The organism is Flavobacterium glucosi, from assembly GCF_048286535.1.
Taxonomy (GTDB): domain Bacteria; phylum Bacteroidota; class Bacteroidia; order Flavobacteriales; family Flavobacteriaceae; genus Flavobacterium.
Genome location: NZ_JBLVPK010000008.1, coordinates 71,919 through 98,409, shown reverse-complemented (window position 1 = coordinate 98,409; position 26,491 = coordinate 71,919). Strand labels below are relative to the sequence as shown.

Sequence of the window (26,491 nt, the reverse complement as noted above, 5' to 3'; positions counted from 1 at the left end):
ATGACTTTTGACTTTATGACTGTGTTTTTAATCTGCTATATTCGGGTTCAACCATTTCATTGCTACATCGGTTGGAATGCTTCTTCGTTTGGCGTAATCAATAACTTGGTCTTCTTTTATTTTTCCAAGTCCAAAATACTTACTTTCCGGATTTCCAAAATAATACCCAGAAACGGATGAAGCCGGCCACATCGCCATACTTTCGGTCAAGGTCACTCCAATTTCTTCTGCAACATTTAGTAATTTCCAAATCGTGGGTTTTTCTAAATGGTCTGGACAAGCGGGATATCCTGGAGCCGGACGAATTCCTTTGTAATCTTCAGCAATCATAGCCTCTGTGCTCAAAGCTTCATCTGATGAATACCCCCAAATTTCTTTTCGTACTTTTTCATGCAAATATTCCGCAAAAGCTTCCGCAAAACGGTCTGCCAATGCTTTCACCATTATCGAATTGTAATCGTCTAAATCTCTTTCGAATTCAGCCGCCCATTCGTCAACTCCAAAACCGGTAGTCACACAAAACGCACCCATATAATCGGTTTTACCGCTGTCTTTCGGAGCAATAAAATCAGATAAGGCAATGTTTGGAGCCCCTTTTGTTTTTTGTGATTGTTGACGTAACGTCAAGAATTTATCTAATACTTTTCCGCTTTCATCACGCAACTCGATATCATCATCGTTGATTTGATTCGCCGGAAAAATTCCGTAAATTCCTTTCGCAGTCAGTTTCTTTTCTTTTAAAATAACTTCCAACATTTCATTGGCATCAGCAAAAACGGAAGTAGCTTGCTCACCAACAACAGTATCTGTTAAAATTGCTGGGTATTTTCCGAACAATTCCCATGTTCTAAAAAACGGCGTCCAGTCAATATAAGGAACCAAAACATCCAAATCGACTTCGATAGTTTTTACGCCAATAAAATTGGGTTTTATTGGATTGTAATTCTCCCAATCCAATTTTAGTTTGTTGACACGAGCTTGCTCAATAGTCAAGAAGTTTTTGTCTCGCGAACGATTCAAAAACGTCTCTCTAAAAGCATCATAATCTGCCCTGATATCACTCGCATATATCTTTCTATCCTTGTTCAATAAATTTCCGGCAACCGTTACGGCTCTCGAAGCATCATTTACGTGAATAACCGTTTCTCTATATTGCGGTGCAATTTTCACGGCAGTATGCGCTCGTGAAGTGGTTGCTCCACCAATCATTACAGGGATTTTTATGTTTCGCTTGTCTAATTCCTTGGCGAGATATACCATTTCGTCCAATGATGGCGTAATTAATCCGCTTAATCCAATAATGTCAACATTGTGCTCAATTGCTGCTGCAATGATTTTCTCCGGCGCAACCATCACCCCTAAATCTATGATTTCATAATTGTTACAGGCTAAAACAACCGAAACAATATTTTTTCCAATATCATGTACATCTCCTTTTACAGTCGCCATTAAGATACGACCTGCAAAACTCGAAACTCCATCTTTTTCGGCTTCAATGAAAGGCAGCAAATAAGCTACTGCTTTTTTCATTACTCGTGCTGACTTTACCACTTGCGGCAAAAACATTTTACCCGACCCAAATAAATCCCCCACGACATTCATTCCCGTCATCAAGTTGATTTCGATAACTTCGATCGGTTTCACAGCTGCCAATCGGGCTTCTTCAACATCAATTTCTATAAATTCATCGACTCCTTTTACTAACGAATGTGTCAATCGTTCCTGAATGGTTCCCGAACGCCATTCCTGTACCGCTTTTTCAGTATTCTTTACATCGCCTTTTACATTTTCGGCAAAGTCCAACAACCTTTCGGTGGCATCATCACGTCTGTTTAGAATTACATCTTCAACACGTTCCAAAAGTTCCTTTGGAATCTCATCGTAAATAGAAAGCATTTCAGGATTCACGATTCCCATCGTCATTCCGTTTTGAATAGCGTGGTATAAGAAAACCGAGTGCATCGCTTCCCGAACCGTGTCATTTCCTCTAAACGAAAACGAAACATTACTTACCCCGCCACTAATGTGTGCATGCGGAAGATTTTCTCTAACCCATTTCGTACCTCTAAAGAAATCCAATGCGTTATCGCGGTGTTCTTCCATTCCTGTTGCTACTGGAAATATATTCAAATCGAAAATAATATCCTGCGGAGGAAAACCAACTTTGTTTACCAAAATATCATACGAACGTTGGCAAATTTCTACCCGGCGTTCGTAATTATCAGCTTGTCCCGTTTCATCAAATGCCATAATAATTGCCGCAGCACCATAGCGCTTAATCAATTTGGCGTGATGAATGAATTGCTCTTCGCCTTCCTTTAAAGAAATCGAGTTTACGACACTTTTTCCTTGCACCACTTTAAGTCCCGCCTCGATGATATCCCATTTCGAGCTATCAATCATGATTGGAACCCTAGAAATATCAGGTTCGGCAGCGATTAAATTCAGGAATTTTGTCATGGCATATTCACCATCCAGCATTCCTTCATCCATATTTATATCGATGATTTGCGCGCCACCTTCCACTTGCTCTTTAGCGATACTGAGTGCTTCTTCGTATTTTTCTTCTTTGATTAACCGAAGGAATTTTCTAGAACCGGTAACATTCGTTCGTTCACCAATGTTTACAAAAACGCTTTCCGGCGTAATAATTAAAGGCTCTAATCCCGATAATACAAGGTTTCTTCTCTTTTCTGCGTGTGCCATTTTTGTTTTATTTGATCCTACACCGTTTTTAAAAACAGTATAGGTTTAACTTTTTTGTTTATTGCTACCTTTTTAAAACGTGTAGTTCGTTTTGTTTATTATTATTTTGGGCGTGACCCAAGGGTCGGGCTATTCGTTACAAGTCCTCGACAAATGAAGTCCCGATAGCTATCGGGACTTCATTTGTCTGTGGGCTTTTCTCTGCTATCCCTCACGCAAAACCCTGCATGCTATTACTATTCTTTTTACCCACACCAACGGAATAAATTCCGTTGCTACAAAATGGGTCGTTCCTACGGAACTCGTACTTCGCGAGCGCAAGCGTCCCGCTCGTGCCCATTCTAAGTTATATTGTTCAAAATCTTTAACCCGCCTTTGTTTGTGGGCACGAGCTAAAAGCTCGCACTAGCGGGGGTTATTATTTTATTTGGTCTATAAAATTAAATTCTCTTTCGTCCATAAAATTAAGGTCTAAAAGTTTAAAATAATCAGTTCCAATTTGAGTTAATTTCATTATTCCTGGAACAACGTCTGATATATCAAGCAATGTAATTTCATCATTCCTACATATTAAGCCTTGTCTATCTAACAAAATAAAGTCTTGTAGCAGAAATTCAATATCTGTAGTTACGTTATCATAATCTTCACGAAGATCATTTATTCTTAAAGAATATTTGTTACTTATATTTTGCCCAACCATTGCTAAAATTGTTAACTGCCTATAGCTTAATTGTTGAACTACATTCAAAATTTGATTTGCATTGTCTGGATTTACAGAGCTGTCAAATGCGACATTTTTATAAATATTAGAAATGAATTTAATTTTCTTTTCTTCAAATTCATTCTTACATTTCATTAAAACACCTTCAAAAAGTTCTTCTGCTTTGCTTCGATTAATTTCGTCACTGTCAAAAAAACCATCTTGTCGTAATACTAATCCATTATCTAAATTTTCTTGTACTCCAACTATTGTTAAACCAGCAGAAGCTCCAACTCTTACTTGCTCTCTATTTGATAAAATTCTTTCAGCAAATTCACCAATACCTTTGGATACTGCCACTCCAGCAATATTACCACCAATTGCAAAAACTGGCCCACCAATTAAACCTATTGCACCGCCAATTACTGCACCTACTATCTCGGCGCCAGTCTGAATTAATTTTGTTGTTTTATTTTCGTTTTCCATTAAATATGCTTATCGTTTGGTGTTTGCTTCCCACTAACTCATAAATATATACAATTCATAATTGCAATCTCTACAATTTATTATTGCTTTGCTCTTAACAAATCCCTATTCGTGTTAAACGCGATAAATCGCGTCTCTAAGTTACATTGTCGCCGTTGAAACCCTAGGTTTATAATCCTTAGCAATATCAGCGATCAACCTGATATGTTCCGGGGTTGTGCCGCAACAACCACCTATGATATTTACTAAATTATCGTCTAAATATTCTTTGATGAAGGCTTGCATCTGCTCCGGGGTTTCATCGTACTCACCAAATGCGTTTGGCAATCCTGCATTAGGATGTGCCGACACGTTAAAAGAAGTGTTTTGTGATAAGGTTTGCAAATATGGTTTTAATAAATCAGCACCCAAGGCACAATTAAAACCTACGCTCAACAACGGAATGTGCGAAACAGAAACTAAAAAAGCTTCCACGGTTTGTCCCGAAAGTGTTCTTCCTGATGCATCGGTAATGGTACCGGAAACCATTATGGGAATATCGATATTGCGTTCATCTTTGACTTCTTCAATAGCGAAAAGTGCCGCTTTGGCATTTAAAGTATCGAAAATGGTTTCCACCAATAATAAATCACTTCCTCCGTCAATCAACGCTTCTACTTGTTGTTTGTACGCAATACGCAAATCATCAAAAGTTACCGCTCTATAACCGGGATCATTTACATCTGGTGACATGCTCGCCGTTCTGTTTGTTGGTCCTATTGAACCAGCAACAAAACGAGGTTTATCTGGATTTTTGGCTGTAAACTCATCGGCTACTTCACGGGCAATTCGTGCCGATTCGTAGTTGAGTTCATAAACATATTCTTCCAGATAATAATCGGCCATACCAATCGTGGTTCCTGAGAACGTATTGGTTTCAACGATATCAGCTCCCGCTTCAAAATAAGCCGCGTGAACTGCTTTGATGGCTTGTGGTTGTGTAAGTGACAATAAATCGTTGTTTCCTTTTAGGGAATGTGGAAAATCTTTGAAACGCTCTCCACGAAAATCTTCTTCGGAAAAATTGTAACGTTGCAACATGGTTCCCATAGCTCCATCGAGTATGAGTATGTTTTTTTTAATGGCTTCTTGAATGCTTGACATATCTATTTTTTTGCTCGCAAAGACGCAAAGGCGCAAAGCTTTTAATGGATTAAATAATTACAAAAGTTAACTATAGTAGCTCTTTAGCCCCGACTGCAGTGTAAATCCTTTTACTTTTTTTCTTTAAAAAAGTAAAAGATTGCAACGGAAAGCGGGAACGGTATTGGCAAAAAAAGCCAATTCTTCGCTCCTGATACTGAAATTAATTCAGTAGGCTAAATATCGATATGTTGTCAAGAAAAGGTTTGAGAAATACTAAGTGAGTATTTGTGTGTTATCTATCTTACATACTGAAACTGGTTCTGCATAAAGTAGAATGTAGCACCTTCTTTAAAGATAAAGGGTTGCTAAGGTTTCATTGGGTCTTTCCCTCCGCCTTTCGTGATAACTGTCAATAAATATAAGAACAGTGCAAAGTAAAGACAAAGCGCTAATACTTGCAAGTATTAGCGCTATATTTTTTAACTAGTTACTAGTAAGTTGTTAAACAATGGCTTTCACCACAGCTTTTGGAGCCTCTTTACGGGTTCCGTCAAATCCGTCCACGCCAGAAACTGTAGTATATTTTAATACATATTTCTTACCTGGATTAATGATTTGGTAGGCTGCCTGACACATTAATGTTGCTTCGTGAAAACCACAAAGAATCAATTTTAATTTCCCCGGATAGGTATTTACGTCACCAATGGCAAAAATTCCTGGAATGTTCGTTTGATAATCTAAGGCATTGTTTACTTTAATAGCATTTTTTTCAATGTCTAATCCCCAGTCTCCGATAGGGCCTAATTTTGGCGTTAATCCAAAAAGAGGAATGAAATAATCCGTTGGAATGGTTCTGTGGGCTCCATTTTCTTCAATATCAATTGATTCTAAATGTTCGGCTCCATTCAAACCAACTACTTCTGCCGGCGTGATCATTTTTATTTTTCCTGAATTTTTTAATTCCTGCACTTTTTCTACAGAATCTAAAGCACCTCTAAATTCATTTCTTCTGTGAATCAGAGTGACTTCGGAAGCAATATTAGACAAGAAAATACTCCAGTCTAAAGCGGAATCACCACCTCCAGCAATTACGACTCTTTTGTCTCTGAATTTTTCCGGATTTTTAATGAAATATTTTACTCCTTTATCTTCGTAAAATTCGATGTCTTCAATTAATGGTTTTCTTGGTTCAAAACTTCCTAGCCCACCAGCAATAGCAACAACCGAAGCATGGAATTTTTTTCCTTTATTCGAAGTCACAATAAAACTTCCGTCTTCTTGTTTTTCAATGGTTTCCGCACGTTCACCCAGCGTAAAACCAGGTTCAAATTGCTTGATTTGTTCCATTAAATTATCCACTAAATCACCCGCTAATACTTCCGGAAAACCTGGAATATCATAAATTGGTTTTTTTGGATACAATTCAGATAGTTGGCCACCTGCTTGAGGCAAGGCATCTAAAATATGACATTTTAATTTCAATAATCCTGCTTCAAAAACGGCAAATAAACCTGTTGGTCCGGCTCCTATTATAAGTATGTCTGTCTTAATCATTTTTTTTTCTTTATGTAATTATTTAATACAAAGTAACGATTGCTTTTTACTGCTTTAAATGATAAATATCATTCGTTCTTTTGCAATGCTTTTATTCTTTATTTTTTAACGACTCGGTTATTTCATTCATTTTCTGTACTTTTTCCTCGAAATTTCCTTTCAGCGTTTTGCGATATTCATTTAGGTTTTCGACCATTTTATTGATATCGTCCGGAATTATTTCTTCGAAAAACTCCCGTAATCTTTTAGCTGTTGTCGGTGATTTTCCGTTTGTTGAAATGGCGATTTTGACATTTCCTTTGGTTACAATTCCGCCCAAATAATAATCACATAATGGCGGCGTATCGGCAATGTTGCAAATCAGGAATCTTTTTCGTGACAAGTCGAATACGCGTTTATTGACTTTCAAATCATCGGTGCAGGCAATTACCATGTGGCGTTTGCGTAGCATCCAGCGATTAAATTTTTTATAGGTCAATTTTACAGAAGGATGTTTTTCTACCAATGCTTCCAATTCCGGCAAAAACCTTGGCGCCACCACCTCAACATTTGCATTGGGACTCGATTTCAACATGAAAGATAACTTTTCTAAACCTACATTTCCTCCGCCTACAATAAGTACATTGAGGTTGTGTAATTTTAAAAATATTGGATATAATTCGTTTCTTTCCATTGTTATCTTATTTCAGAGGCTATAAATTCTTCGTAAAAACCTCTTAATTGGGTGCTTTCTTTTACCACTTCTCCAATAACAATTATTGCAGGTGAACTTAACTTTTTCTCCGCCACAACTTCTTGAATAGTGTTAATCGTTCCAACACCCACTTTTTCTTCTGGAGTAGTCCCGTTTTGAATAATCGCAACTGGAGTTTCTCCTTTAGATTCTTTTTGGAATAAAGAAACAATTTGCGATAGCTTACTCATTCCCATCAAAATCACAACTGTTGCTGATGATTGTGCTGCGAGAGCTACATCATTCGACAAATTCCTGTCGGAAGTTGTGCCTGTGATTACCCAAAAACTTTCGGAAACGCCTCTTTTAGTTAAAGAAATTCCTTGATAAGCAGGAACTGCAATTGCCGATGAAATTCCGGGCACCACAAATGTAGGGATTCCAAAACTTTCTGCGAATTCAATTTCTTCGCTTCCACGGCCAAAAATAAAGGGATCTCCCCCTTTTAACCGAACCACATTTCCATACGTAAGCGCATTGTCTACAATCAACTGATTGATTTGGTCTTGCGAATATTCATGTGCGCCAATTCTTTTACCCACAAATATTTTTATGGCCGTTTTTGGTGCGTGATTCATTATTTCTTCATTGGCCAGTGCATCATACAAAACCACGTTCGCTTCAGCAAGTGCTTTAACTCCTTTCAGAGTAAATAAATCTGGATCGCCGGGACCAGCACCCACTAAAGTTACTTTTGGTTGTATTGTATTATGCATCAGCTAAATCTTTTGCTCTGTATTTTTCTATTTTATCAAAAAACGCAACTCCTTCTTGAATGTATTTTTGTGCAAATTCTGCCGAAGGCTCATTCGCTTTGATTTGATAAACTAACTCTTTAAAGCTTGACTCCAATTCTATTTTTTTGCTTTCGATAAAAACAGTATCAAACAAATCGATAATTCCAGCGTGGTGATTTGTTTTTTCGTTTTCGGCCAGTAAAATTGCTTTGGCACCGTTTACAAAACCGGCGTAGGCTAAATAAATCGCATCCGACCATTTTTTATCTTCGAAAGCTTCTTGTGCAAAAGTCATTTTATCTTTGGCTTCTAATATTAAAGTAGCCACTAAATCAATTACTACACCTGCGCATTCTCCTATTCCAACTGCTTTTACGTAGTTATCGGCATTTCCCCAATCTACAAAATCAGCCTCGGTAAGGTTTGTTATATCTGCCAATGGTTTTAGAAATTCGTAGAAATATTTTTCGCCTTTAGCATCATAATAATTCAAGAATGATAGTCCGTTTCCATTGGCATCAAAATCATTTAAGATAAAACGCAACGCATCGGGTCCTCTTCTACTTGGAATTTTGATTACTTTATCCGAAAATCTTCCGTTTCCGTTTCCTAAGTTTCCTCCACCCAATAATACCTGAAGTGCCGGAGCAACCAGTTTTCCTGCATTGATTGACATTCCTTGGAAACCAATTTCGGACATATTGTGTTGTCCACAAGCATTCATACAACCGCTAATTTTTATTGCGATTTGTTGATTGTTGCTGTATTGTGGGTATTCTGTTTTTAATACTCTTTCTAATTCATCTGCAATACCAGTACTACTTGCAATACCTAAATTACACGTATCCGTTCCCGGACAAGCCGTGATATCTCCAATCGTATCATATCCTAAAGCAACAAAATCCAATTTGGCTAATTCTTGGTAAAAGAACGCTAGATTTTCTTCTTTAATATTACGTAAAACGATGTTTTGTCGTAATGAAAAACGCAACTCATTAGCACCATAATTTTTAATCAAATCGGCTAATAATTTTGCTTTGTCTGTATAGAAATCTCCTAAAAGTACTTTGATACCAATAGCAACATATCCAGTTTGTTTTTGTGCAATCACATTTGATTTTTTCCAAGCTTCAAAAGCTTCAACATCCTCGATCGTTACTGCTGGTACTGCCAATAAAGGTTCTGTAATTGGTCCTTCAAAAGCAGTGGTATCTATTTCGTAAGTATGAAAAGGCAATGCTTTTTTCTCTTCGTCAACCAAACGCAAAAACTCTTCACGACCCAAGTCCTTGATTAAGAACTTCATACGTGCTTTCAAACGTTTTGCTCTTTCTCCGTAACGGTCAAAAACTCTGATTATTCCTTCGGCAGTTGGGATAATTTGGTTCACCGGTACAAATTCTGAAAGCAATTCAGCGTGACTTGGTTGAGAACCTAAACCACCCGCAAACATTATTTTGAATCCTTTTTCGCCATTTACAATTTTTGGAATAAATCCTAAATCATGCAAATAACTCAAAGCAGTATCTTTATCTGAAGAGGAGAATGATATTTTGAACTTACGTCCCATTTCTTGACAAATTGGGTTACGCAATAAATATTGAAACAAACCATGCGCATAAGGCGACACATCAAAAGGTTCATCAACATCTACACCCGCTAATTCGCTTCCGGTAATATTACGCACGGTGTTTCCACACGCTTCCCTCAAAGTGATATCATCTTTCGCCAACTCAGACCAAAGCTCAGGTGTTCTGTCTAAACTCACATAGTGAATTTGAATATCCTGACGGGTAGTAATGTGTAAACGTCCTGTAGAATATTTATCGGACACTTCCGTAATACGCTTCAATTGCTCGCTAGTCACTTTTCCGTAAGGCAATTTAATACGAATCATTTGCACGCCTTCTTGACGTTGACCGTAAATACCACGGGCCAAACGAAGACTGCGAAAACGCTCATCGTCAATTTGTCCACTTCGGAAGGAATGAATTTTTTTCTCTAAATCGATAATCTCTTTTTGGACAATCGGGTCTTCTATTTCGGTTCTAAAACTTTGCATCTTTTTTAGCTTTTAGCTATTGGCTTTGGGCTTTTAGCTGTTAATCTATATCTTTTAACTTATTTATTTTTTTAGCAAAAGCTAAAATTATTTTATAAAACCAACGCCAGCTGTTGTATTGGTTGCAGCATCTATTAAGATGAAAGCTCCGTTAGATTTATTATCCGTGTAAGCATCAAAATAAATGGCTTTGCTCAATTTGATAGTTACTTCTCCAATTTCATTTATCGCTAATTGAGTCGCTGGAGTTGTTCCTGAATAATCGGTTGCGATTACGTTTTTTACACCATCAATTTTTGCCAAAACTCTATTGCTGTTGTGTTGCACATAATATTTTGCACCTGCCACTAATTTTTTACTGTCCATCCAACAAACAGTTGTTGTAATGTCTTTTTCAATTTTAGGAAGTTCATTCGATTTTACAATCATATCGCCTCTGGTTACATTGATGTCATTATCTAATTCGATAGTGATAGAAGAACCAGCCGAAGCTTCATCAAATTGCTTGTCAAAAAAGTGAATATTCGTTACTGTAGATTCTGTCAAAGAAGGAAGCACCGTTACAGCATCTCCAACTTTAATAGTGTTACCGTATAATTTTCCGGCATATCCTCTAAAATCGTGGTATTCCTCCGTTTTTGGTCGAATTACTGTTTGAACAGGAAAACGTGCGATTCCGTTTTCATAGATATCATTTGGTTCTAAAGATTCCAAATGTTCCAAAACTGTCTGTCCGGTATACCAAGGCATATTCTCCGATTTATCGGCAACATTACCACCATTGATTGCACTTAGCGGAATGTAACTTACATTTTGTTCTTTGAAAGCACTTTTTGCATTTAATGCCTGAAAGTCTGCTTTGATTTTGTTGTATACTTCTTCTGAATAATCAACTAAATCCATTTTGTTTACCGCAACAATCACATCTTTTACTCTCAATAGATTATTGATAAAAAAGTGACGGTAGGTTTGCTCAATAACTCCTTTACGAGCATCAATCAAAATGATTGAAACTTGTGAAGTTGAAGCTCCGGTAACCATATTACGTGTATATTCAACGTGACCCGGAGTATCGGCAATAATGTAACTTTTTTTGGCAGTCGAAAAATAAATATGCGCCACATCAATTGTAATTCCTTGTTCTCTTTCGGCAACCAAACCATCTGTAGCCAATGAGAAATCTAAATAATCGTATCCTTTTTGCTTGCTGCTTTTTTCTATTGCTTCAATCTTATCTGTAGTCAACGATTTTGTATCGTACAATAATCTTCCGATTAAGGTGCTTTTTCCGTCATCTACACTTCCTGCTGTTGCTATTTTTAAAACTTCCATTCCTTGTTTTTTGTTTGAAGTTTAAAAGTTTAAGGTTTTCAAAACACTTTGTGTAAACTTTTAAATTTGATTTTTTTATTTTAAATGTTGAATTATAAATTTTAAATGTCTCGGAACAATTCATAATTCATAATTCATAACTTATAATTATTTTCTAAAAATACCCTTGTTGTTTTCTTTTTTCCATTGCAGCTTCAGAACGTTTGTCATCAATTCTGGCTCCTCTTTCAGAAATAGTCGAAGATCTAATTTCGCCAACTACTTCTTGAATAGTTGCTGCATAAGAATCAACAGCAGCTGTACAACTCATATCTCCAACAGTTCTAAAACGAACAATTCTTTCTTCGATTTCTTCATCTTCTTCTTGGTAAACAAAAGGAGAATGAGACCAAATCATACCGTCTCTCAAGAATACTTTACGCTTGTGTGAAAAGTAAATAGATGGGATTTCGATTTGCTCTTGTTCAATATAACTCCATACATCTAATTCCGTCCAGTTCGAAATTGGAAAAACACGAACGTTTTGCCCGTTTTCAATTTTTCCATTCAAAAGATCAAATAATTCAGGGCGTTGGTTTTTTTCGTCCCATTGGCCAAAATCATCACGAACCGAGAAAATACGTTCTTTCGCTCTTGCTTTTTCTTCATCACGACGCGCACCACCGATACAAGCATCAAATTTAAACTCTTCGATTGCATCCAAAAGTGTTGTCGTTTGCAAACTATTTCTGCTTGAATATTTACCCGATTCTTCTACAACTTTACCTTCGTCAATAGCATCTTGAACATTACGAACGATTAATTCCAACCCTAATTCAGCAACCAATTTATCTCTAAAAGCAATAGTTTCCGGAAAATTATGACCTGTATCTACATGCAACAATGGAAAAGGAATTTTAGCAGGAAAAAAAGCTTTCTGTGCTAAACGTACTAATGTTATAGAATCTTTTCCGCCAGAGAAAAGCAAAACCGGTTTGTTAAATTGAGAAATCACTTCTCTAAAAATGTATATCGCTTCGCTTTCTAAAGCATTTGTTTTTAATATGGTACTCATTTTTTTAATTTAAAGATTTAAATGATTCGAAAAAATTCAACAATCATTTATAATTTATAATTCATAATTTAAAATTACTTCTGGTGCAAACCACATTCTTTATGACTCGATTCCCATGACCATCTTCCAGCCCTGATATCTTCTCCTTCGGCTATGGCTCTTGTACAAGGTGCGCAACCAATGCTCACAAATCCTTTTTTGTGTAATGCGTTTTGAGGCACATTATTATCATCCATATATTTTTGAACTTCGGACAAAGTCCATTTCAATAATGGATTAAATTTGATAATATTAAAATGGGCATCGTATTCAAAGGCTGCCAAATCATTTCTATTTTCTGATTGTTCCGCACGTAAACCGGTAATCCAGATTTCATTCCCTTTTAAAGCTTTAGTCAACGGAGCCACTTTTCGAATAAAACAACATTCTTTTCTATTCCCAACCGATTCGTAGAAACTGTTTGGACCTTTTTTATTTAACAACTCTTCCACCGCAGTTGTTTCCGGGAAATAGGTTTTAATGTCTATTTTATACTTTTTCAATGTCTTGTGAAAAACATCATACGTTTCTTGAAATAATCGTCCGGTATCCAACGTAAAAATGGTAATCGGTAAATCATTTTTTGCAATTAAAGCCGTAATCACTTGGTCTTCCTGTCCGAAAGAAGTTGAAAAAACTACTTTATCTTTGTATTCATTAGCCAAAAAAGCCAAAGTCTCTTCTATCGAAAAGTTTGCTGTTTTTTCTAATAAAGCATTTACTATTTCTGTGCTCATAATTTCGTTTCTCTTTTATAACAATTTCGATAAAGTTCTTAAACTCAAAATGATAATTAAGATCCCCACCAAAATCATCATCGGTTGTCTTTTGATTTTATTGACTAATAAAGCCGCAATTGGCGCAGCGATAACGCCTCCTAAAATCAAACCTATAATAACCTGCCATCCTTGAATTCCTCCAAAAATCATGAATGTTATTCCACTAGCAAAAGAAACCGCAAATTCAGCTGCATTCACAGAACCGATAGTATATCTAGGATTTCTTCCGTTCCCTAGTAACGTTGAAGTCACTATTGGCCCCCATCCGCCGCCACCAACAGCATCCATAAAACCTCCGAAAGAGGCCAAAATACCTAATTTTTTAGTTTTCTTTTTAATGATATTCTTTTTTAATGCTTTTCTAATAATTATAATTGCCAGCGCAATCATATAAAGGGCTATAAATGGTTTTATCGCATCCCCATCAATCACATCCGACAATAAATAAGCCCCTGCAATAGAACCTAAAACACCCGGAATCAACAAATGTCTCACTAGTTTTTTATTGATATTCCCAAATCGATGATGAGAAATAGCAGAAGCTCCAGTGGTAAACATTTCAGCAACGTGAACCCCTGTACTGCTTATTGCTGGCGGAATTCCATAGGCCAATAAAAAAGAAGTAGAGGTTGCTCCATAACCCATTCCCAAAGTTCCATCCACTAATTGAGCAAATACCCCAATACAGAAAAAGATTAAAAATTCCTGATTGAAGCCTGCCAAAAAACCATTCCAGGAAAACTCAGTATAATGATTGTACATTAATGTCGAAAACAATCCAATCAACAAAACAACAGGAATAATAACCCATAAACGCTCTGCAAAAGTAGTTTCCGATTTTACATTGATATTAATCTCTTTCAATTCTTTGCTCATGCTTTTAAAATTCAACTGTTTTAATTATTTAAACCTATTACCCCATCGGAATAGTAGATTACTATGCAAAAGTAAAACTTTTTACTTAACTACAAAACTTATTCTATGATTTATTCTTTAAAGAGCGATATCCGCAAGTGTATTGTTTTCTAATATCATAAGCGTATTGTCCCGCACTTCGGTCATTAGTTTATGAACGGAGCAATTGGCTTCGTCAACGCAATCGTCACATTTTTCATAAAAATTATGGCTAACACAGGGCAGCAAAGCGATTGGCCCTTCCAGAATGCGATAGACATGAGCCATATTAATGTCTTTTGGCTCTTTTATCAGATAATATCCTCCACCTTTCCCTTTTTTGGCTCCCAAAAAACCAGAATAACGCAAGAGTAATAAAATACTTTCCAAAAACTTAATCGAAATGTTTTCACTTTTTGCAATATCCGCAATTGGAACCGGTATTTGATTCTCTTGACGAGCCAAAAATGACAAAGCCTTTATTCCGTATTTTGTTTTTTTTGAAAGCATAATTGATTTTTGATTGCTGATTTTTGATTGCTGATTTTTGATAGTCTAAATATCAGAACAATCATATCCTTTTTACAACAACAAAAATATACTTTTTGAATGAAGAATGGTGAATGTAGATTAACGATTGTTGTTGGATGAGAAATCTGCAATCTAAATCGTTAATCTACATTCAAAAATCTTTACGAAAGTGCCTGCTCTAAATCAGCAATAACATCTTTCACGGTTTCCAATCCTACTGAAACACGAACTAAACCATCTGTGATACTTACCGCCAAACGTTCTTCAACTGATAATTTACTGTGTGTTGTAGAAGCTGGATGCGTAACAATCGTTCTCGTATCACCCAAATTTGGTGACAAGGAACATAATTTTATTTTATCCAAAAATGCTCTTCCGGCTTCAAGACCACCTTTTATTTCAAAAGCTACAATGTTTCCACCCAACTTCATTTGCTTTTGAGCAATTTCATATTGTGGATGCGATTTCAAAAAAGGATACTTCACTTTATTAACCTGAGGATGGCTTTCCAGAAACTCAGCCACTTTCAAGGCATTTTCACAATGTCTGTCTAAACGAATCGCCAATGTTTCTAAGCTTTTTGATAATACCCAGGCGTTAAAAGGTGACAAGGAAGGCCCTGTAAGTCGAGAAAATAAATAGATTTTTTGAATCAATTCAGCATCACCAACTGTTATTCCTCCCAACACTCTACCTTGACCGTCCATTAACTTTGTAGCGGAATGTACCACTAAGTGCGCACCCCATTTTATAGGTTGTTGCAGATAAGGTGTTGCAAAACAGTTGTCAATTACCAAAATCAAATTATGTTTTTGGGCTATCGTTCCTAAAAGTTCTAAATCGATAATATCAACAGCCGGATTAGTAGGTGATTCAGCAAAAAGTATCTTTGTATTTGGTGTAATGAAACTTTCAATCGTTTCCGGCTTATTAATATCAAAATAGGAGGTTTCAATATTCCATTTTGGAAAATAATTGATAAATAAAGAATGTGTCGCTCCAAAAACACTACTGGAAGAAACAATGTGATCTCCGGATTTCAATAAAGCTGCCAAGGTTGAATACACTGCTGCCATTCCGGATGCAAAGGCAAAACCAGCTGCCGCACCTTCCATTTTACAAACTTTATCAATAAATTCGTTCGTGTTCGGATTGCTGTAACGGCTATAAATATTCCTGTCTTTCTCTTCAGCAAAAGAAGCACGCATGTCTTCGGCATCTTCAAAGACAAAACTAGAGGTTAAGTACAAAGGAACTGAGTGCTCTAAATATTGCGTTCTTTCTAATTGGGTACGGATGGCTTCGGTTTCAAAACCAAATTCTTGTTCGTTCATTCTTTTTTAGTTTAAAGTTTAAGGTTTAAAGTTGTTGGAACATAAAATCCAAACACTTTGCTTAAACTACAATGGTTTATTATTCAAAACTACTTTGTAATGTATGGTTGCGGTTGGCTCTAAAGTTTTAGAAACCGAACAGTATTTTTCGAAAGAAAGTTGTGCGGCTCTGGCTGCTTTTTCTTCATTAATAGGCCCTTCCAAAAAGAATACTACTGTAATATCCTTGAATGGTTTCGCTTCTCCTACTTGTACACGTTCCCCTTCAACCTCAGCTTTGAAAGAAGTGATTTCCTGACGCTGCTTTTTCAAAATCGAAATCATATCGATGGCACTGCAACCCGCAACACCCATCAATACTAATTCCATTGGACTTGCACCCATGTCATTCCCGCCAAATTCTGGACGACTATCAACGTTTACTATATGCCCACGCTCGTTTTTTAATTCAAAGTGGAAATTGTCGTTTATTCTGTTCAATGTTATTTTCATCTTGTACTTTTTTTATATCTGCAATCTTAAATCCTTATCCTTTATCCGACAATCTTAAAATATCCCCAAAAACACCTCTAGCCGTCACGGCTGATCCTGCGCCTGCACCTTGAATCACAATGGGTCTGTCGCCATACGATTCGGTGTAAATTTCGAAGAAAGAATCTGAACCTTTCAATCCTCCTAAAGCCGTATCTGAGGGCACAGAAACTAATTTCACTTCAAGATTTCCTTTGTCATTTTGCAAATCGCCTGACAATTCGCCTATGTATCGCAACACGTGATTTGGTTTTTGGTCGGCTTTTATTTTAGCATAAATTGGATCAAACTCCGTCAATTTATTCAAGAAATCAGAAACATCACCTTCACGTAAATGCTCCGGTATTAAATTTTGAATCTCAATTTCTTCAAACTCATTTTGCAAGTCTAATTCTCTGGCCAAAATCAATAATTTCCGACCTACGTCATTTCCACACAAATCTTCTCTAGGATCTGGCTCGGTATATCCATTATCAATTGCTTCTTTTAATATTTCGCTAAACGAAGCGTCTTTTGCAGAAAAATTATTGAACAAATAACTCAATGTTCCTGAGAAAACACCTTTAATTTTGGTGATATTTTCACCTGAAAGATGCAATAATTTAATCGTATCAATCAATGGTAATCCGGCTCCAACATTCGTTTCATAAAGATAACTCTTTTGATTATCCGCCAATACTTTTCGTAATTTTTTATAAAAACTATAACTAAGCGTATTGGCCACTTTATTGGATGAAATCAAATCGAAACTACTTTCTGCCAAAGGAATATAATTCTCCACAAATGTGGCACTTGCCGTGTTATCAATCGCAATCAAATTCTCCAAATGATGCTCATTTGCGTAAGCAATTACATCATCGATAGTATAAGAAAAACCATTATTCTGGATTTCATTTTTCCAATTTGGAGTAACTCCGTTTTTACTCAACAATACATTTTTTGAGTTTGCAATCGCAAAAACATTCAACTTGATGTCTTTTCTTTTCTCGATCATTGCGGCTGATTCCAATATTTGGTTAATCAAGGTTCCGCCCACTAATCCATGTCCGAAAATTGCGATATTAATTTTCTTTGATACTCCAAAAATCTCCCCGTGAATCACGTTTAAAGCTTTGTTCAGTTGCGATTTTTTGACAACCAAACTCACGTTTTTACCCGTAACGGTATTATTAAAAAGTATTGGGACAATTTTATTTTTTATCAAAGCCGTATATGGCTTGTGAAACGTACTCAAATCCTGGCCAATGATAGAAATCACCGAAACATCATCCGTCACTGTGATCTTATTCACATCTTTTGAATAAAAATCATTTTCGAATTCTTTTTCCAATTCAATCATAGCTTTTGTAGCCTTATCCGCAGCTACAACTAAACCAATTCCTCTTTCTGATGACCCTTGCGAAATGATGCTTACGCTAATATGATTGTCACCCATCACTCTAAAAATACGGGCATCAACGCCAGTTTTCCCTAACAATCCTCTCCCTTCCAGATTCACTAACGAAACATTTTCAAGTACCGAAAGTGTTTTGATCCCTTCTTTATTAGAATTGGAAGTAATTAATGTTCCTTTATTTTCGTGGTTGAATGTATTCAAAATACGAAGCGGAATGTTTTTTTCCAATAAAGGAATAATCGTTTTTGCATGAAGAATCGTCGCACCAAAATTGGCTATTTCATTCGCTTCATTAAACGATAAATGGTCAATTTTCTTTGCATCAACCACTAAATCAGGATTAGCGGTATAAATTCCGTCTACGTGCGTATAATTCTGTAATTCTTCTGCATTTAAATAATTCGCAATCAACGAAGCTGTATAATTACTGCCGTTTCTCCCTAAAGTAGTTGTGTCATTATTATTGTTAGAACCAATAAATCCTGTGATAATGTTCACAGTTGTTCCGTTATTCTGCTTGAAATAATTGATTATATTTTTCTTTGAAATTTGTTCCAAAGGTTGCGCATCGCCAAATTTAGAATCGGTTTTTATCAATTCTCGAGTATCGGCAAAACGGGCATTTATTCCCTTTTCAACTAAAATAGCCGTCAGTAATTTTGCAGAAAGTAATTCTCCTTTCGACAAAATCTGGTCTTTAATTTTATTGCTGTAATCGCCAATTAAGCTTACACCTTCGAATAATTTTTCCAAAACATTGAATTCCTCAGACAAATCCACTTCTTGGTAATCGTCTTGTTGGTATTTTTTGAAATCCTCAAAAAGCGGTTTGTAATCTCCGTTTTTAGAAGCAATACTTAAAATTTCTTCTAATTCATCTGTAGCATTTCCTCTAGCCGAAACCACAATTGCAATTTCTTCGCCTTGATTTACTTTATCGGCAATAATTGCAACAACCTTATTTATTCCGTCGCCATTTGATAAAGATTTACCTCCAAATTTTAATATTTTCATTTTATGTGTTGTGTTGTGTTGCCTCTAAAAAATAGCAGCAAGCAAATTGTCTAATTGTTTGTATTCTATCAAAAAAGCGTCGTGTCCGTGAATGGAAACAATTTCTTGATAGGTGACATTATTTTTATATTTTTTTAATTCCTTGTAAGTTGCTTTATTTTCATTTGCAGTAAAAAACAAGTCTGAATTGATTCCGATGATATGAATATCAGCTTCAATTTTTGACGTTATTTCTTCAAATGAATCGCTGTTTCTGGTAATGTCTATCGTTTTCAATAGTTGATTCATCATTTTATAAGACGAAATTTGAAAACGTTTTTGTAATTTTTTGCCATGATGCCCCAACCAGCTTTCCACATTAAAAATGGCTAATTCAGCATTGGTCGTTCTCTGGAATTTTGCCGCAAAAGATTCTGGAGTTCGGTAGCAAAGCATGGCATGAATTCGAGCGTCTTCAATAGGTTTTGATGAATTTTTCAGAATTTGTTCCTGCAAAAAACAATTGGCAATTAACCAATCCGTCGATTTCCAATCCGTTGCAATAGGAATTAAATGTTGCGTGATTTTTGATTTTAAAGCTACCATTTCCCAAGCAATTCCTCCACCAACGGAACCGCCAATAATAGCATAAAGCTGTTTGATTTTAAGAAAATGAATGCCTTCAATAAAAATTTTGGCAATATCTCTGGTATTAAAATCCGAATAATTTTCAATGATAACATCATCAAAACCATTTCCGGGAACATTAAAAGCCAGTATTGTATATGTATTAGTATCGATGGTTTTGTGTTCTCCAATTAAATCATTCCACCAACCGTTATCGCCCACAACTTGGGAATTTCCGGTTAAGGCATGATTGACCAAAACGATAGGAGCAGTATTTAAAGCCGGTCCAAAAACTTGAAAACTTAAGTTTAAGGTAGCATAAAAAGCCCCACTCTCGGTGGTGAAATTTTGTACGGTAATAGATGTTGGTTTATTTTCCAATTTCAAATCTTTTATGATTTTTGATTTGTGTCTGGAAATATTAGAAAGAAAGCTAGAAGTGAACTAGAAGAATTCTTTGTGTTATCTTTCCTTTAAATTCTGAAATAATTCAGAATAAAGGTAGAATGCAGCACCTTCTTCGATAAATCGAAGGGTTGCTAAGGCTTCATCGGGTCTAATCCCTCTGCCTTTCTTTATAACATTTCAATACGTTTTTGAACTTATAATTGCAAATTAAGCACTATTTTTTGTAACAACCAAATTTTTATGTGCAATCAATTTTTTTATTTGGTTTAAATAAAAACCTGAAAACAATAAACATACAAATGTTATTTTGACAAAGTATCCTAAACTAAATACAGTTCTTACCTTGTCAAAATAACAATTTTAAAGATCCCTTTAAAGATCTCATAACCGAAAATAAATTCGGGTTCCTTAAATAAAAAGTTCTTCATTTTCTTTTGAATACATTTGGAACAGTAATGAATTTGGTACTTTTTTTTGTGCCGAAGGATCATTTTTTGATATTTCAAATCTTGGATTGGTCAATTCATTTTTTGAATCGCTTTCCTTCTCTGTTTTGGTTCTGAAAGTAAAGCCTTTTAGCAACCGTAATGTCTTTGGGAAATGTTTTGATGTGCTCATGATAATTGAATTTACGATGTTAGTTTTGTTTTAAATTGTTTTGAATTCTGAAATGTTTTATGCTTGCAACTGATCTCAATGAAAAAACCCTTTTAGATGCGTATCCAAAAGGGTTTTTTAAGTTGTGTTATAACTTATACTTTTGGAATCAACAGACACGAACGCCCATAATGGCATTGGCGCAAATCATATTTTTGACTTTACAATTATTTGTATTCTGGATTTTTAGGTTATTCATTCTATAATTAATATTGTTTTGTTTTAAGCGAAATAGAGTTCAAAAAAAAAGCCTCCCATTTTCTTGGGAGGCTTTTGCTATATAAATTTTAATTTAAATTTAAGCAATAGACGACCCACAGGACTTTTCCTGAATGGCTTTATACATATTACACACATTAAATTTCATCTTTCCTTTTTTGTTATAACAAATATGCTAACTATTTTTGAATTTTCCAAATAAGTTTAAAAAAATACAAAGAAAAACAAACTCAAGATTTCGTTTTATATTTATATAAGTAGATGAAAAGATTTATAAGCAAAAAAAAGTTAAGATTAATTTGCAATTCAAAATGGTTTCATACATTTGCACTCGAATACAAGAGGAAAAATTTGAACTGATTGCAACCTCTTCATAATGAAATCAATTCATTATGGATACTGAAATTTTTTCAGTAGAAAAATGCTAAAGCAGAAACTCTTCTTTAGTCCTTTTCAGCAATTATTTTTTCTCGCTTAATTTTAAAATAATAATTATTATGGCCTATTTATTTACGTCAGAATCTGTAAGCGAAGGACATCCAGACAAAATTGCAGATCAAATTTCGGATGCATTAATTGATAATTTTTTGGCATTTGATGCTGACTCAAAAGTAGCTTGCGAAACTTTAGTAACTACTGGCCAGGTAATTTTGGCTGGTGAAGTAAAATCAAACACCTATTTAGACGTACAACAAATCGCTCGTGATGTAATCAAGAAAATTGGATACACTAAAAGCGAATACATGTTTGAAGCTAATTCTTGTGGAATTCTTTCGGCTATTCACGAACAATCTGCTGATATCAATCAAGGCGTTGACAGAAAAAATCCTGAAGAACAAGGCGCTGGTGACCAAGGAATGATGTTTGGTTACGCTACTAATGAAACGGACAATTACATGCCATTGGCACTTGATTTATCTCATAAATTATTGAAGGAGTTAGCTATTTTAAGACGTGAAAATAACGAAATTACGTATTTGCGTCCAGATGCAAAATCACAAGTAACTTTAGAATACAGCGATGACAACAAGCCAACTCGTATTGAAGCTATTGTAATCTCAACACAACACGATGATTTTGATGAAGAAGCAACAATGCTTGCAAAAATCAAAAAAGACATCATCGAAATATTGATTCCAAGGATCATTGCTAAAAATCCGGCACATGCTCATTTATTCAACGATGCAATCCATTACCATATCAACCCAACCGGGAAATTCGTAATTGGAGGACCACACGGAGATACTGGCTTAACAGGAAGAAAAATCATTGTGGATACTTACGGTGGAAAAGGCGCTCATGGTGGCGGTGCGTTCTCTGGAAAAGATCCAAGTAAAGTGGACAGAAGTGCGGCTTATGCAACCCGTCATATCGCTAAAAACTTAGTTGCAGCGGGAGTTGCTGACGAGATTTTAGTACAGGTTTCTTACGCAATTGGAGTAGCAAAACCAATGGGTATTTTTATCGATACGTACGGAACATCAAAAGTGAATTTGACTAATGGTGAAATTGCCAAGAAAGTAGAAGCTATTTTTGACATGCGACCTTACTTTATTGAACAACGTTTAAAATTAAGAAATCCTATTTACAGTGAAACTGCTGCTTACGGGCACATGGGACGTACGCCAGAAACGGTAACTAAAACTTTTTCTGCTCCAGGTGGAAATGAAAAAACAGTTACTGTTGAATTGTTTACTTGGGAAAAATTAGATTTCGTAGACCAAGTTAAAACAGCATTTGGACTTTAATCCGTTACCATTTTATATTTAAACCCGCAATTCGATTGGATTGCGGGTTTTTTTAGCCCTGATGGAATGGAAATCCTTTGCTGAAAAAAGATTCATTTTTTCTTATAAAAAAAGAGCGACCATCGGAAGCTCCTTTATTTATTTAGAAAAATAATCTTTTTCAGCAAAGATTGAAATGTACAGCCGGATTAGCTCCTATAAATTATACTTTAAAGAAAAAATTACATAGCGTGGCTGAACGGTATATTGTGAGGTTCTGGTGGCAAACTGACTGAAATTATCATCGTTTAATGAGATGGTGTTCAATAAATTAGTTCCGCTTACTTTATATTCTAACTTGCTCCCTTTCTTTTGATAAATCAAACTGGCACTCAAGAAATCATACTCATTATTGACCGTTTTGGTATTGTTATAATAATGATAAAACTCATATTCCGTTACAAATGAAAAGCTCTTCAGAAAGAAATAATCCAGTCTCGCAAAAGGCTTTTCTGTATAAAAAGTAGTATTATTATAATCGTTATTTACAATATTATATCCCAACTCTAAATTAGGCATGTTTTTATAATTCGTCGATGCTTTCAAAGTATAGCTTTGGGTAAAACTTTCGTTTGTAGACAATATATTGTTCTGAATGTTATTGAATTTTGACCAATTTAGATTCGCTCCTAAAGAGGCTTTGTAATTCTTCAGAAAAGAACGTCCATAAGAACCATTTCCGGACAAGGTTTCATCTGCAAAATCAGAATTAAATGGAGATGACGTTTGATTCACTCCATTGAAAACGGCTCTGGTTTTTATGGCATCGAATCTTTTAGAATACGAAGCAAAAGCGGTAATGTTCTCAAAATTAAACATATTGTATTTAAAGTAACGCAACGAATGTACTTGGGCGGTAGCATTTTCTAAAAGTCGGTATCCTTTAGTCAGACTATTGTAATTGGAGAAAACAAAACCTTCAGCTAGTTGGTTAATATCGGTGAAATTATTGGTATACGAAAAATTATAGGTTACTGTTTCTGATTTTTTGATTTGGTAAATTGCCAATAAATCAGGTAATGCTCTAAAGAAATTTTGACTGTAACTGGTTCCTAATTGCTCATTTGTCATGTTATAACTATGTAAACTCACTCCTGGTGTAAAAGTAAATTTGCCACTCAAAATCTTATAGTGCAATCCCAAAAACGTATCGTTGAAATTGTAATTCACATCGTTTGTATTGGCATCATCATCTAAATTATTGACTATTTTATTATCCAAAATCTGAAAAATACTGGAATTAAAATTTTGATGAGAATACGTATTTCCTAACGTAACATTGATATTGCTTTTTGGTGTAACCATGTAATAATAATCCAATTTAGCGTCAATCTTACTGGTTTTCACAAAGCGATTTTGGTTGATGTTATTTCTGTTTTGCCCAGTAATATAATCGGCTAAATTAAACGGTTGCGATTGTAAATTAGCGTTATAAAAAGGATCTTCCTTTTGGTACAAATGCTGCATTTCGAAAGCAAAAATATTCTTGTCGCTTTGCGTATAATACAAACTCAGGTTTTGATTTACCGAAATCGGATCTTGTTTTTTCAACGTATTGATGTTTTCAGTTGTAGCATTATTGCTGACAATAGATTCTCTCAATAATGAATTATTTTCATCCTGTTTGGACAATTTAGCCAATATATCATAATCAAATTGAAACTTAGTAGTTGGTTTGTAACTCGAACTCAATTTAAATAATCCCAAATTACTTCTCTGATTCGCCGTTTCCTGACGATTCTCCGTAGAAAGAATTTCAGAAGAATTAGGCTGTAAAATATTTGTTTGTGACTTTGTTTCTAAATCCGTTTCAGAGGAAGAAAGAATCCCAAAACCACTTAAAGTCCACGCTTTATTTACATTGTAGGAGAAATTTGTAGCTCCAAATTTAGTCTCGATTTCTTTGGCTCTATTGTTCCTTAAAAGTGAAATTCCCAAATCATTCGAAGACACATTAAAACTAGAACCACCTTTTTGCATCATGCCTCTAAAACCACCCGTGAATTTAAAATAATCCTGAACCGTCAACGGCAGTTCCCCAATATTATTAAAATTTGTGATTAAATTGATACTGTATTTTGGATTGTAATAAAACAATTTTGGGTTTATCAAATAGCGACTTTCCTCATGCGCTACTCCAATTCCTGCTGTCATATCTCCAAACCAGAAATTTTTCTTTCCTGACTTTAGTTTGATATTCATCGCAATATTATCCTGATTGTTCTCCACGCCTTTTAGGATTGAATTTTCGTTGTAGTTGCGCAACACTTGGATTTTATCAATAGCATCTGCCGGAATGTTTTTTACGCCTAACTTAGTATCGCCATCAAAAAAGTCTTTCCCTTCCACCATTAATTTGGACACTTTTTTTCCTTCAACTTCAATTTCACCATCAGCATTGACCTCAACACCAGGCAGTTTTTTTAGTAAATCTTCTAGTTTTCGTTCCGTTCCGGATTTGAAAGAATCGGCATTATAAACAATGGTATCTCCTTTTATCGAAACCGGCATTTCTCGAACAATTTCAACTCCATCCAATTCAATTCCGCCTTCTTCAAGCGCAATGTTTTTAATGCTATTTTCTAAAGTGGTAGTTATCTCCAGCTCTTTATTCTGCATTCCCAAATAACTAATTTTTAAATTATACGCAGTATTTGGTTTTAGATTAAGAACAAACTTGCCTTTATCATTTGTTATGGCGTAAGAATCCATCGCTTTTGTGGCTTTATTTACCGCCATCACATTGGCCATTTCAAGTCCAACTGTTTTTGAATCGGTTATAAGACCTTCTAATTTAACGGATTGTGCAAAGGAAATTGAGGTAATAAAAAATAGGGCAATTAGTATTGTATTTTTCATTTAGAGATTATGGATGAAATCTGTAGTATTGATTTTAAACTCTGATTTGGCTTATTTTTATCCTCCAATTCTCATTCTCATTCCGCCATTTCCGCCACGTCCTTGGTTCATGTCTCTGAATTCTTCCATTTTTTTTAAAACCGTTTCATCAAATTCTTTTTGAGTCGTTACTTTTCCTTTCGTTGACGCTTTTATTTCGGTTTTAACTTTAGGATTCAGAACCACTTTCGAACACAAAATAACTGTTTTGCCATCATTTACTTCCAATATTAAACCTGGTAATCCCCAGTAGTTTTCAGGCCCTTGATTCACTGGGATTTCTGGAGTATACCAAGCCGTAATTATAGTTTCTTTCGGCATATCCAATTCATCTAAAAGACTGGTTTTCTTTGTGGCATCCGCTAGTTTTGCAGTTGCGGCATCTTCTTTTTTGGGTCTAAAATTTCTAAAATCTGTTTTGCTCGCAGGACGCACAGCAGTTGCTTTGAAACAATTGTAGCCACCAATAACACGCATTTCCCCTTCTATTTTCCATTGTAAATTAGGCAACGAATCTTTTACCAGAAACTCTTTCCCCATGAACTCTTTATCAATAGTGTAACATTTCTCTTTTACATTTTTATAATACGTTCCTCCACCGCCAGTCATAGACATCATCATTCGCATTCCGCCACCACCTTGCCCTGGAGTATCTAGCTTTTCTTCTTCTTTGTATATCGATGCCGATTTATCAAAATTAAGGATGAATGTCTTTTCGAACATTTTCTTCATTCTTTCTTCGATCATTTTTTGCATGTCCGGAGTCATCTCCTTATTGCTTTCCATTCGCGTTTTAAAATCGGAAGTACTGGTTTTCGATTCGTAAACTGCCATTCCTTGAAATTCCTGAGCATGAAGTCCCATAAATGATGCGACTGTTACTGCTACTGTGAAAATTACTTTATACAT

At 35.5% G+C, this 26,491-nt stretch carries 20 protein-coding genes and 2 riboswitches; of the genes, 1 reads left to right on the top strand and 19 read right to left on the bottom strand.

Annotated features, from left to right (window positions below; genetic code table 11):
* Positions 1-27: 27 nt before the first annotated feature.
* The 17 genes from metH to ACNQGD_RS13620 form a co-directional block, all read right to left on the bottom strand.
* On the bottom strand, positions 28-2,706 hold the full coding sequence (gene metH, locus ACNQGD_RS13700) for a methionine synthase (RefSeq protein WP_417999668.1): 2,679 nt from the start codon (positions 2,704-2,706) through the stop codon (positions 28-30).
* 418 nt (positions 2,707-3,124) lie between these two features.
* Positions 3,125-3,892 carry a hypothetical protein gene (locus ACNQGD_RS13695; protein ID WP_417999667.1) on the bottom strand — a complete coding sequence of 256 codons (768 nt, stop codon included), beginning with the start codon at positions 3,890-3,892 and terminating at the stop codon, positions 3,125-3,127.
* Between the two features lie 141 nt (positions 3,893-4,033).
* Positions 4,034-5,035, bottom strand: a complete 1,002-nt coding sequence (locus ACNQGD_RS13690) for a homocysteine S-methyltransferase family protein (RefSeq protein WP_417997821.1) — start codon at positions 5,033-5,035, stop codon at positions 4,034-4,036.
* A 271-nt stretch (positions 5,036-5,306) separates the two neighbouring features.
* Positions 5,307-5,426, bottom strand: a riboswitch (SAM riboswitch).
* A gap of 92 nt (positions 5,427-5,518) precedes the next feature.
* Positions 5,519-6,571, bottom strand: coding sequence for an NAD(P)/FAD-dependent oxidoreductase (locus ACNQGD_RS13685; protein ID WP_417993144.1), 1,053 nt, complete (start codon positions 6,569-6,571; stop codon positions 5,519-5,521).
* Between the two features lie 91 nt (positions 6,572-6,662).
* The gene (locus ACNQGD_RS13680; protein ID WP_417999666.1) at positions 6,663-7,244 is read right to left on the bottom strand and encodes a precorrin-2 dehydrogenase/sirohydrochlorin ferrochelatase family protein; all 582 of its coding nucleotides are present in this window, start codon (positions 7,242-7,244) and stop codon (positions 6,663-6,665) included.
* A 2-nt stretch (positions 7,245-7,246) separates the two neighbouring features.
* Positions 7,247-8,020 carry a uroporphyrinogen-III C-methyltransferase gene (cobA, locus tag ACNQGD_RS13675; protein WP_417999665.1) on the bottom strand — a complete coding sequence of 258 codons (774 nt, stop codon included), beginning with the start codon at positions 8,018-8,020 and terminating at the stop codon, positions 7,247-7,249.
* The gene (locus ACNQGD_RS13670; RefSeq protein ID WP_417999664.1) at positions 8,013-10,103 is read right to left on the bottom strand and encodes a nitrite reductase; all 2,091 of its coding nucleotides are present in this window, start codon (positions 10,101-10,103) and stop codon (positions 8,013-8,015) included. Before ACNQGD_RS13670 ends, cobA begins: the two co-directional genes overlap by 8 nt.
* Positions 10,104-10,190: 87 nt before the next feature.
* On the bottom strand, positions 10,191-11,435 hold the full coding sequence (locus tag ACNQGD_RS13665; protein ID WP_417999663.1) for a sulfate adenylyltransferase subunit 1: 1,245 nt from the start codon (positions 11,433-11,435) through the stop codon (positions 10,191-10,193).
* Between the two features lie 154 nt (positions 11,436-11,589).
* The gene (gene cysD / locus ACNQGD_RS13660; RefSeq protein WP_417999662.1) at positions 11,590-12,489 is read right to left on the bottom strand and encodes a sulfate adenylyltransferase subunit CysD; all 900 of its coding nucleotides are present in this window, start codon (positions 12,487-12,489) and stop codon (positions 11,590-11,592) included.
* Positions 12,490-12,563: 74 nt separating this feature from the next.
* Positions 12,564-13,265 carry a phosphoadenylyl-sulfate reductase gene (locus ACNQGD_RS13655; protein WP_417999661.1) on the bottom strand — a complete coding sequence of 234 codons (702 nt, stop codon included), beginning with the start codon at positions 13,263-13,265 and terminating at the stop codon, positions 12,564-12,566.
* 15 nt (positions 13,266-13,280) lie between these two features.
* Positions 13,281-14,183, bottom strand: coding sequence for a sulfite exporter TauE/SafE family protein (locus ACNQGD_RS13650; RefSeq protein ID WP_417993150.1), 903 nt, complete (start codon positions 14,181-14,183; stop codon positions 13,281-13,283).
* A gap of 117 nt (positions 14,184-14,300) precedes the next feature.
* Positions 14,301-14,711 carry an RrF2 family transcriptional regulator gene (locus ACNQGD_RS13645; protein WP_417999660.1) on the bottom strand — a complete coding sequence of 137 codons (411 nt, stop codon included), beginning with the start codon at positions 14,709-14,711 and terminating at the stop codon, positions 14,301-14,303.
* Positions 14,712-14,893: 182 nt separating this feature from the next.
* Positions 14,894-16,066 (bottom strand): trans-sulfuration enzyme family protein, encoded by a 1,173-nt coding sequence (locus ACNQGD_RS13640; RefSeq protein ID WP_417997829.1) that lies wholly within the window; start codon positions 16,064-16,066, stop codon positions 14,894-14,896.
* A gap of 66 nt (positions 16,067-16,132) precedes the next feature.
* Positions 16,133-16,558, bottom strand: coding sequence for an OsmC family protein (locus tag ACNQGD_RS13635; protein ID WP_417993153.1), 426 nt, complete (start codon positions 16,556-16,558; stop codon positions 16,133-16,135).
* A gap of 34 nt (positions 16,559-16,592) precedes the next feature.
* The gene (thrA, locus tag ACNQGD_RS13630; protein ID WP_417999659.1) at positions 16,593-19,007 is read right to left on the bottom strand and encodes a bifunctional aspartate kinase/homoserine dehydrogenase I; all 2,415 of its coding nucleotides are present in this window, start codon (positions 19,005-19,007) and stop codon (positions 16,593-16,595) included.
* Between the two features lie 24 nt (positions 19,008-19,031).
* The gene (locus tag ACNQGD_RS13625) at positions 19,032-19,994 is read right to left on the bottom strand and encodes an alpha/beta fold hydrolase (RefSeq protein ID WP_417999658.1); all 963 of its coding nucleotides are present in this window, start codon (positions 19,992-19,994) and stop codon (positions 19,032-19,034) included.
* 78 nt (positions 19,995-20,072) lie between these two features.
* Positions 20,073-20,197, bottom strand: a riboswitch (SAM riboswitch).
* 232 nt (positions 20,198-20,429) lie between these two features.
* A complete protein-coding gene (locus ACNQGD_RS13620) occupies positions 20,430-20,639 on the bottom strand; it encodes a hypothetical protein (RefSeq protein ID WP_417999657.1) in 210 nt (69 codons plus the stop codon).
* 755 nt (positions 20,640-21,394) lie between these two features.
* On the opposite strand from ACNQGD_RS13620, the gene metK reads away from it, so the two are divergent.
* On the top strand, positions 21,395-22,645 hold the full coding sequence (gene metK / locus ACNQGD_RS13615; protein ID WP_417993157.1) for a methionine adenosyltransferase: 1,251 nt from the start codon (positions 21,395-21,397) through the stop codon (positions 22,643-22,645).
* Positions 22,646-22,840: 195 nt separating this feature from the next.
* Here the strand turns inward: metK and ACNQGD_RS13610 are convergent, their stop codons facing one another.
* Both ACNQGD_RS13610 and ACNQGD_RS13605 read right to left on the bottom strand, forming a co-directional pair.
* The gene (locus ACNQGD_RS13610) at positions 22,841-25,543 is read right to left on the bottom strand and encodes a carboxypeptidase-like regulatory domain-containing protein (RefSeq protein WP_417999656.1); all 2,703 of its coding nucleotides are present in this window, start codon (positions 25,541-25,543) and stop codon (positions 22,841-22,843) included.
* 57 nt (positions 25,544-25,600) lie between these two features.
* Entirely contained in the window at positions 25,601-26,491 is an 891-nt protein-coding gene (locus ACNQGD_RS13605) for a GLPGLI family protein (RefSeq protein ID WP_417999655.1), read from the bottom strand.

Excerpts from the sequence above, each read along its gene's own strand:
- metH (WP_417999668.1), bottom strand. The coding sequence starts at position 2,706 with ATGGCACACGCAGAAAAGAGAAGAAACCTTGTATTATCGGGATTAGAG.
- ACNQGD_RS13695 (WP_417999667.1), bottom strand. The coding sequence starts at position 3,892 with ATGGAAAACGAAAATAAAACAACAAAATTAATTCAGACTGGCGCCGAG.
- ACNQGD_RS13690 (WP_417997821.1), bottom strand. The coding sequence starts at position 5,035 with ATGTCAAGCATTCAAGAAGCCATTAAAAAAAACATACTCATACTCGAT.
- ACNQGD_RS13685 (WP_417993144.1), bottom strand. The coding sequence starts at position 6,571 with ATGATTAAGACAGACATACTTATAATAGGAGCCGGACCAACAGGTTTA.
- ACNQGD_RS13680 (WP_417999666.1), bottom strand. The coding sequence starts at position 7,244 with ATGGAAAGAAACGAATTATATCCAATATTTTTAAAATTACACAACCTC.
- cobA (WP_417999665.1), bottom strand. The coding sequence starts at position 8,020 with ATGCATAATACAATACAACCAAAAGTAACTTTAGTGGGTGCTGGTCCC.
- ACNQGD_RS13670 (WP_417999664.1), bottom strand. The coding sequence starts at position 10,103 with ATGCAAAGTTTTAGAACCGAAATAGAAGACCCGATTGTCCAAAAAGAG.
- ACNQGD_RS13665 (WP_417999663.1), bottom strand. The coding sequence starts at position 11,435 with ATGGAAGTTTTAAAAATAGCAACAGCAGGAAGTGTAGATGACGGAAAA.
- cysD (WP_417999662.1), bottom strand. The coding sequence starts at position 12,489 with ATGAGTACCATATTAAAAACAAATGCTTTAGAAAGCGAAGCGATATAC.
- ACNQGD_RS13655 (WP_417999661.1), bottom strand. The coding sequence starts at position 13,265 with ATGAGCACAGAAATAGTAAATGCTTTATTAGAAAAAACAGCAAACTTT.
- ACNQGD_RS13650 (WP_417993150.1), bottom strand. The coding sequence starts at position 14,183 with ATGAGCAAAGAATTGAAAGAGATTAATATCAATGTAAAATCGGAAACT.
- ACNQGD_RS13645 (WP_417999660.1), bottom strand. The coding sequence starts at position 14,711 with ATGCTTTCAAAAAAAACAAAATACGGAATAAAGGCTTTGTCATTTTTG.
- ACNQGD_RS13640 (WP_417997829.1), bottom strand. The coding sequence starts at position 16,066 with ATGAACGAACAAGAATTTGGTTTTGAAACCGAAGCCATCCGTACCCAA.
- ACNQGD_RS13635 (WP_417993153.1), bottom strand. The coding sequence starts at position 16,558 with ATGAAAATAACATTGAACAGAATAAACGACAATTTCCACTTTGAATTA.
- thrA (WP_417999659.1), bottom strand. The coding sequence starts at position 19,007 with ATGAAAATATTAAAATTTGGAGGTAAATCTTTATCAAATGGCGACGGA.
- ACNQGD_RS13620 (WP_417999657.1), bottom strand. The coding sequence starts at position 20,639 with ATGAGCACATCAAAACATTTCCCAAAGACATTACGGTTGCTAAAAGGC.
- metK (WP_417993157.1), top strand. The coding sequence starts at position 21,395 with ATGGCCTATTTATTTACGTCAGAATCTGTAAGCGAAGGACATCCAGAC.
- ACNQGD_RS13610 (WP_417999656.1), bottom strand. The coding sequence starts at position 25,543 with ATGAAAAATACAATACTAATTGCCCTATTTTTTATTACCTCAATTTCC.
- ACNQGD_RS13605 (WP_417999655.1), bottom strand. The coding sequence starts at position 26,491 with ATGTATAAAGTAATTTTCACAGTAGCAGTAACAGTCGCATCATTTATG.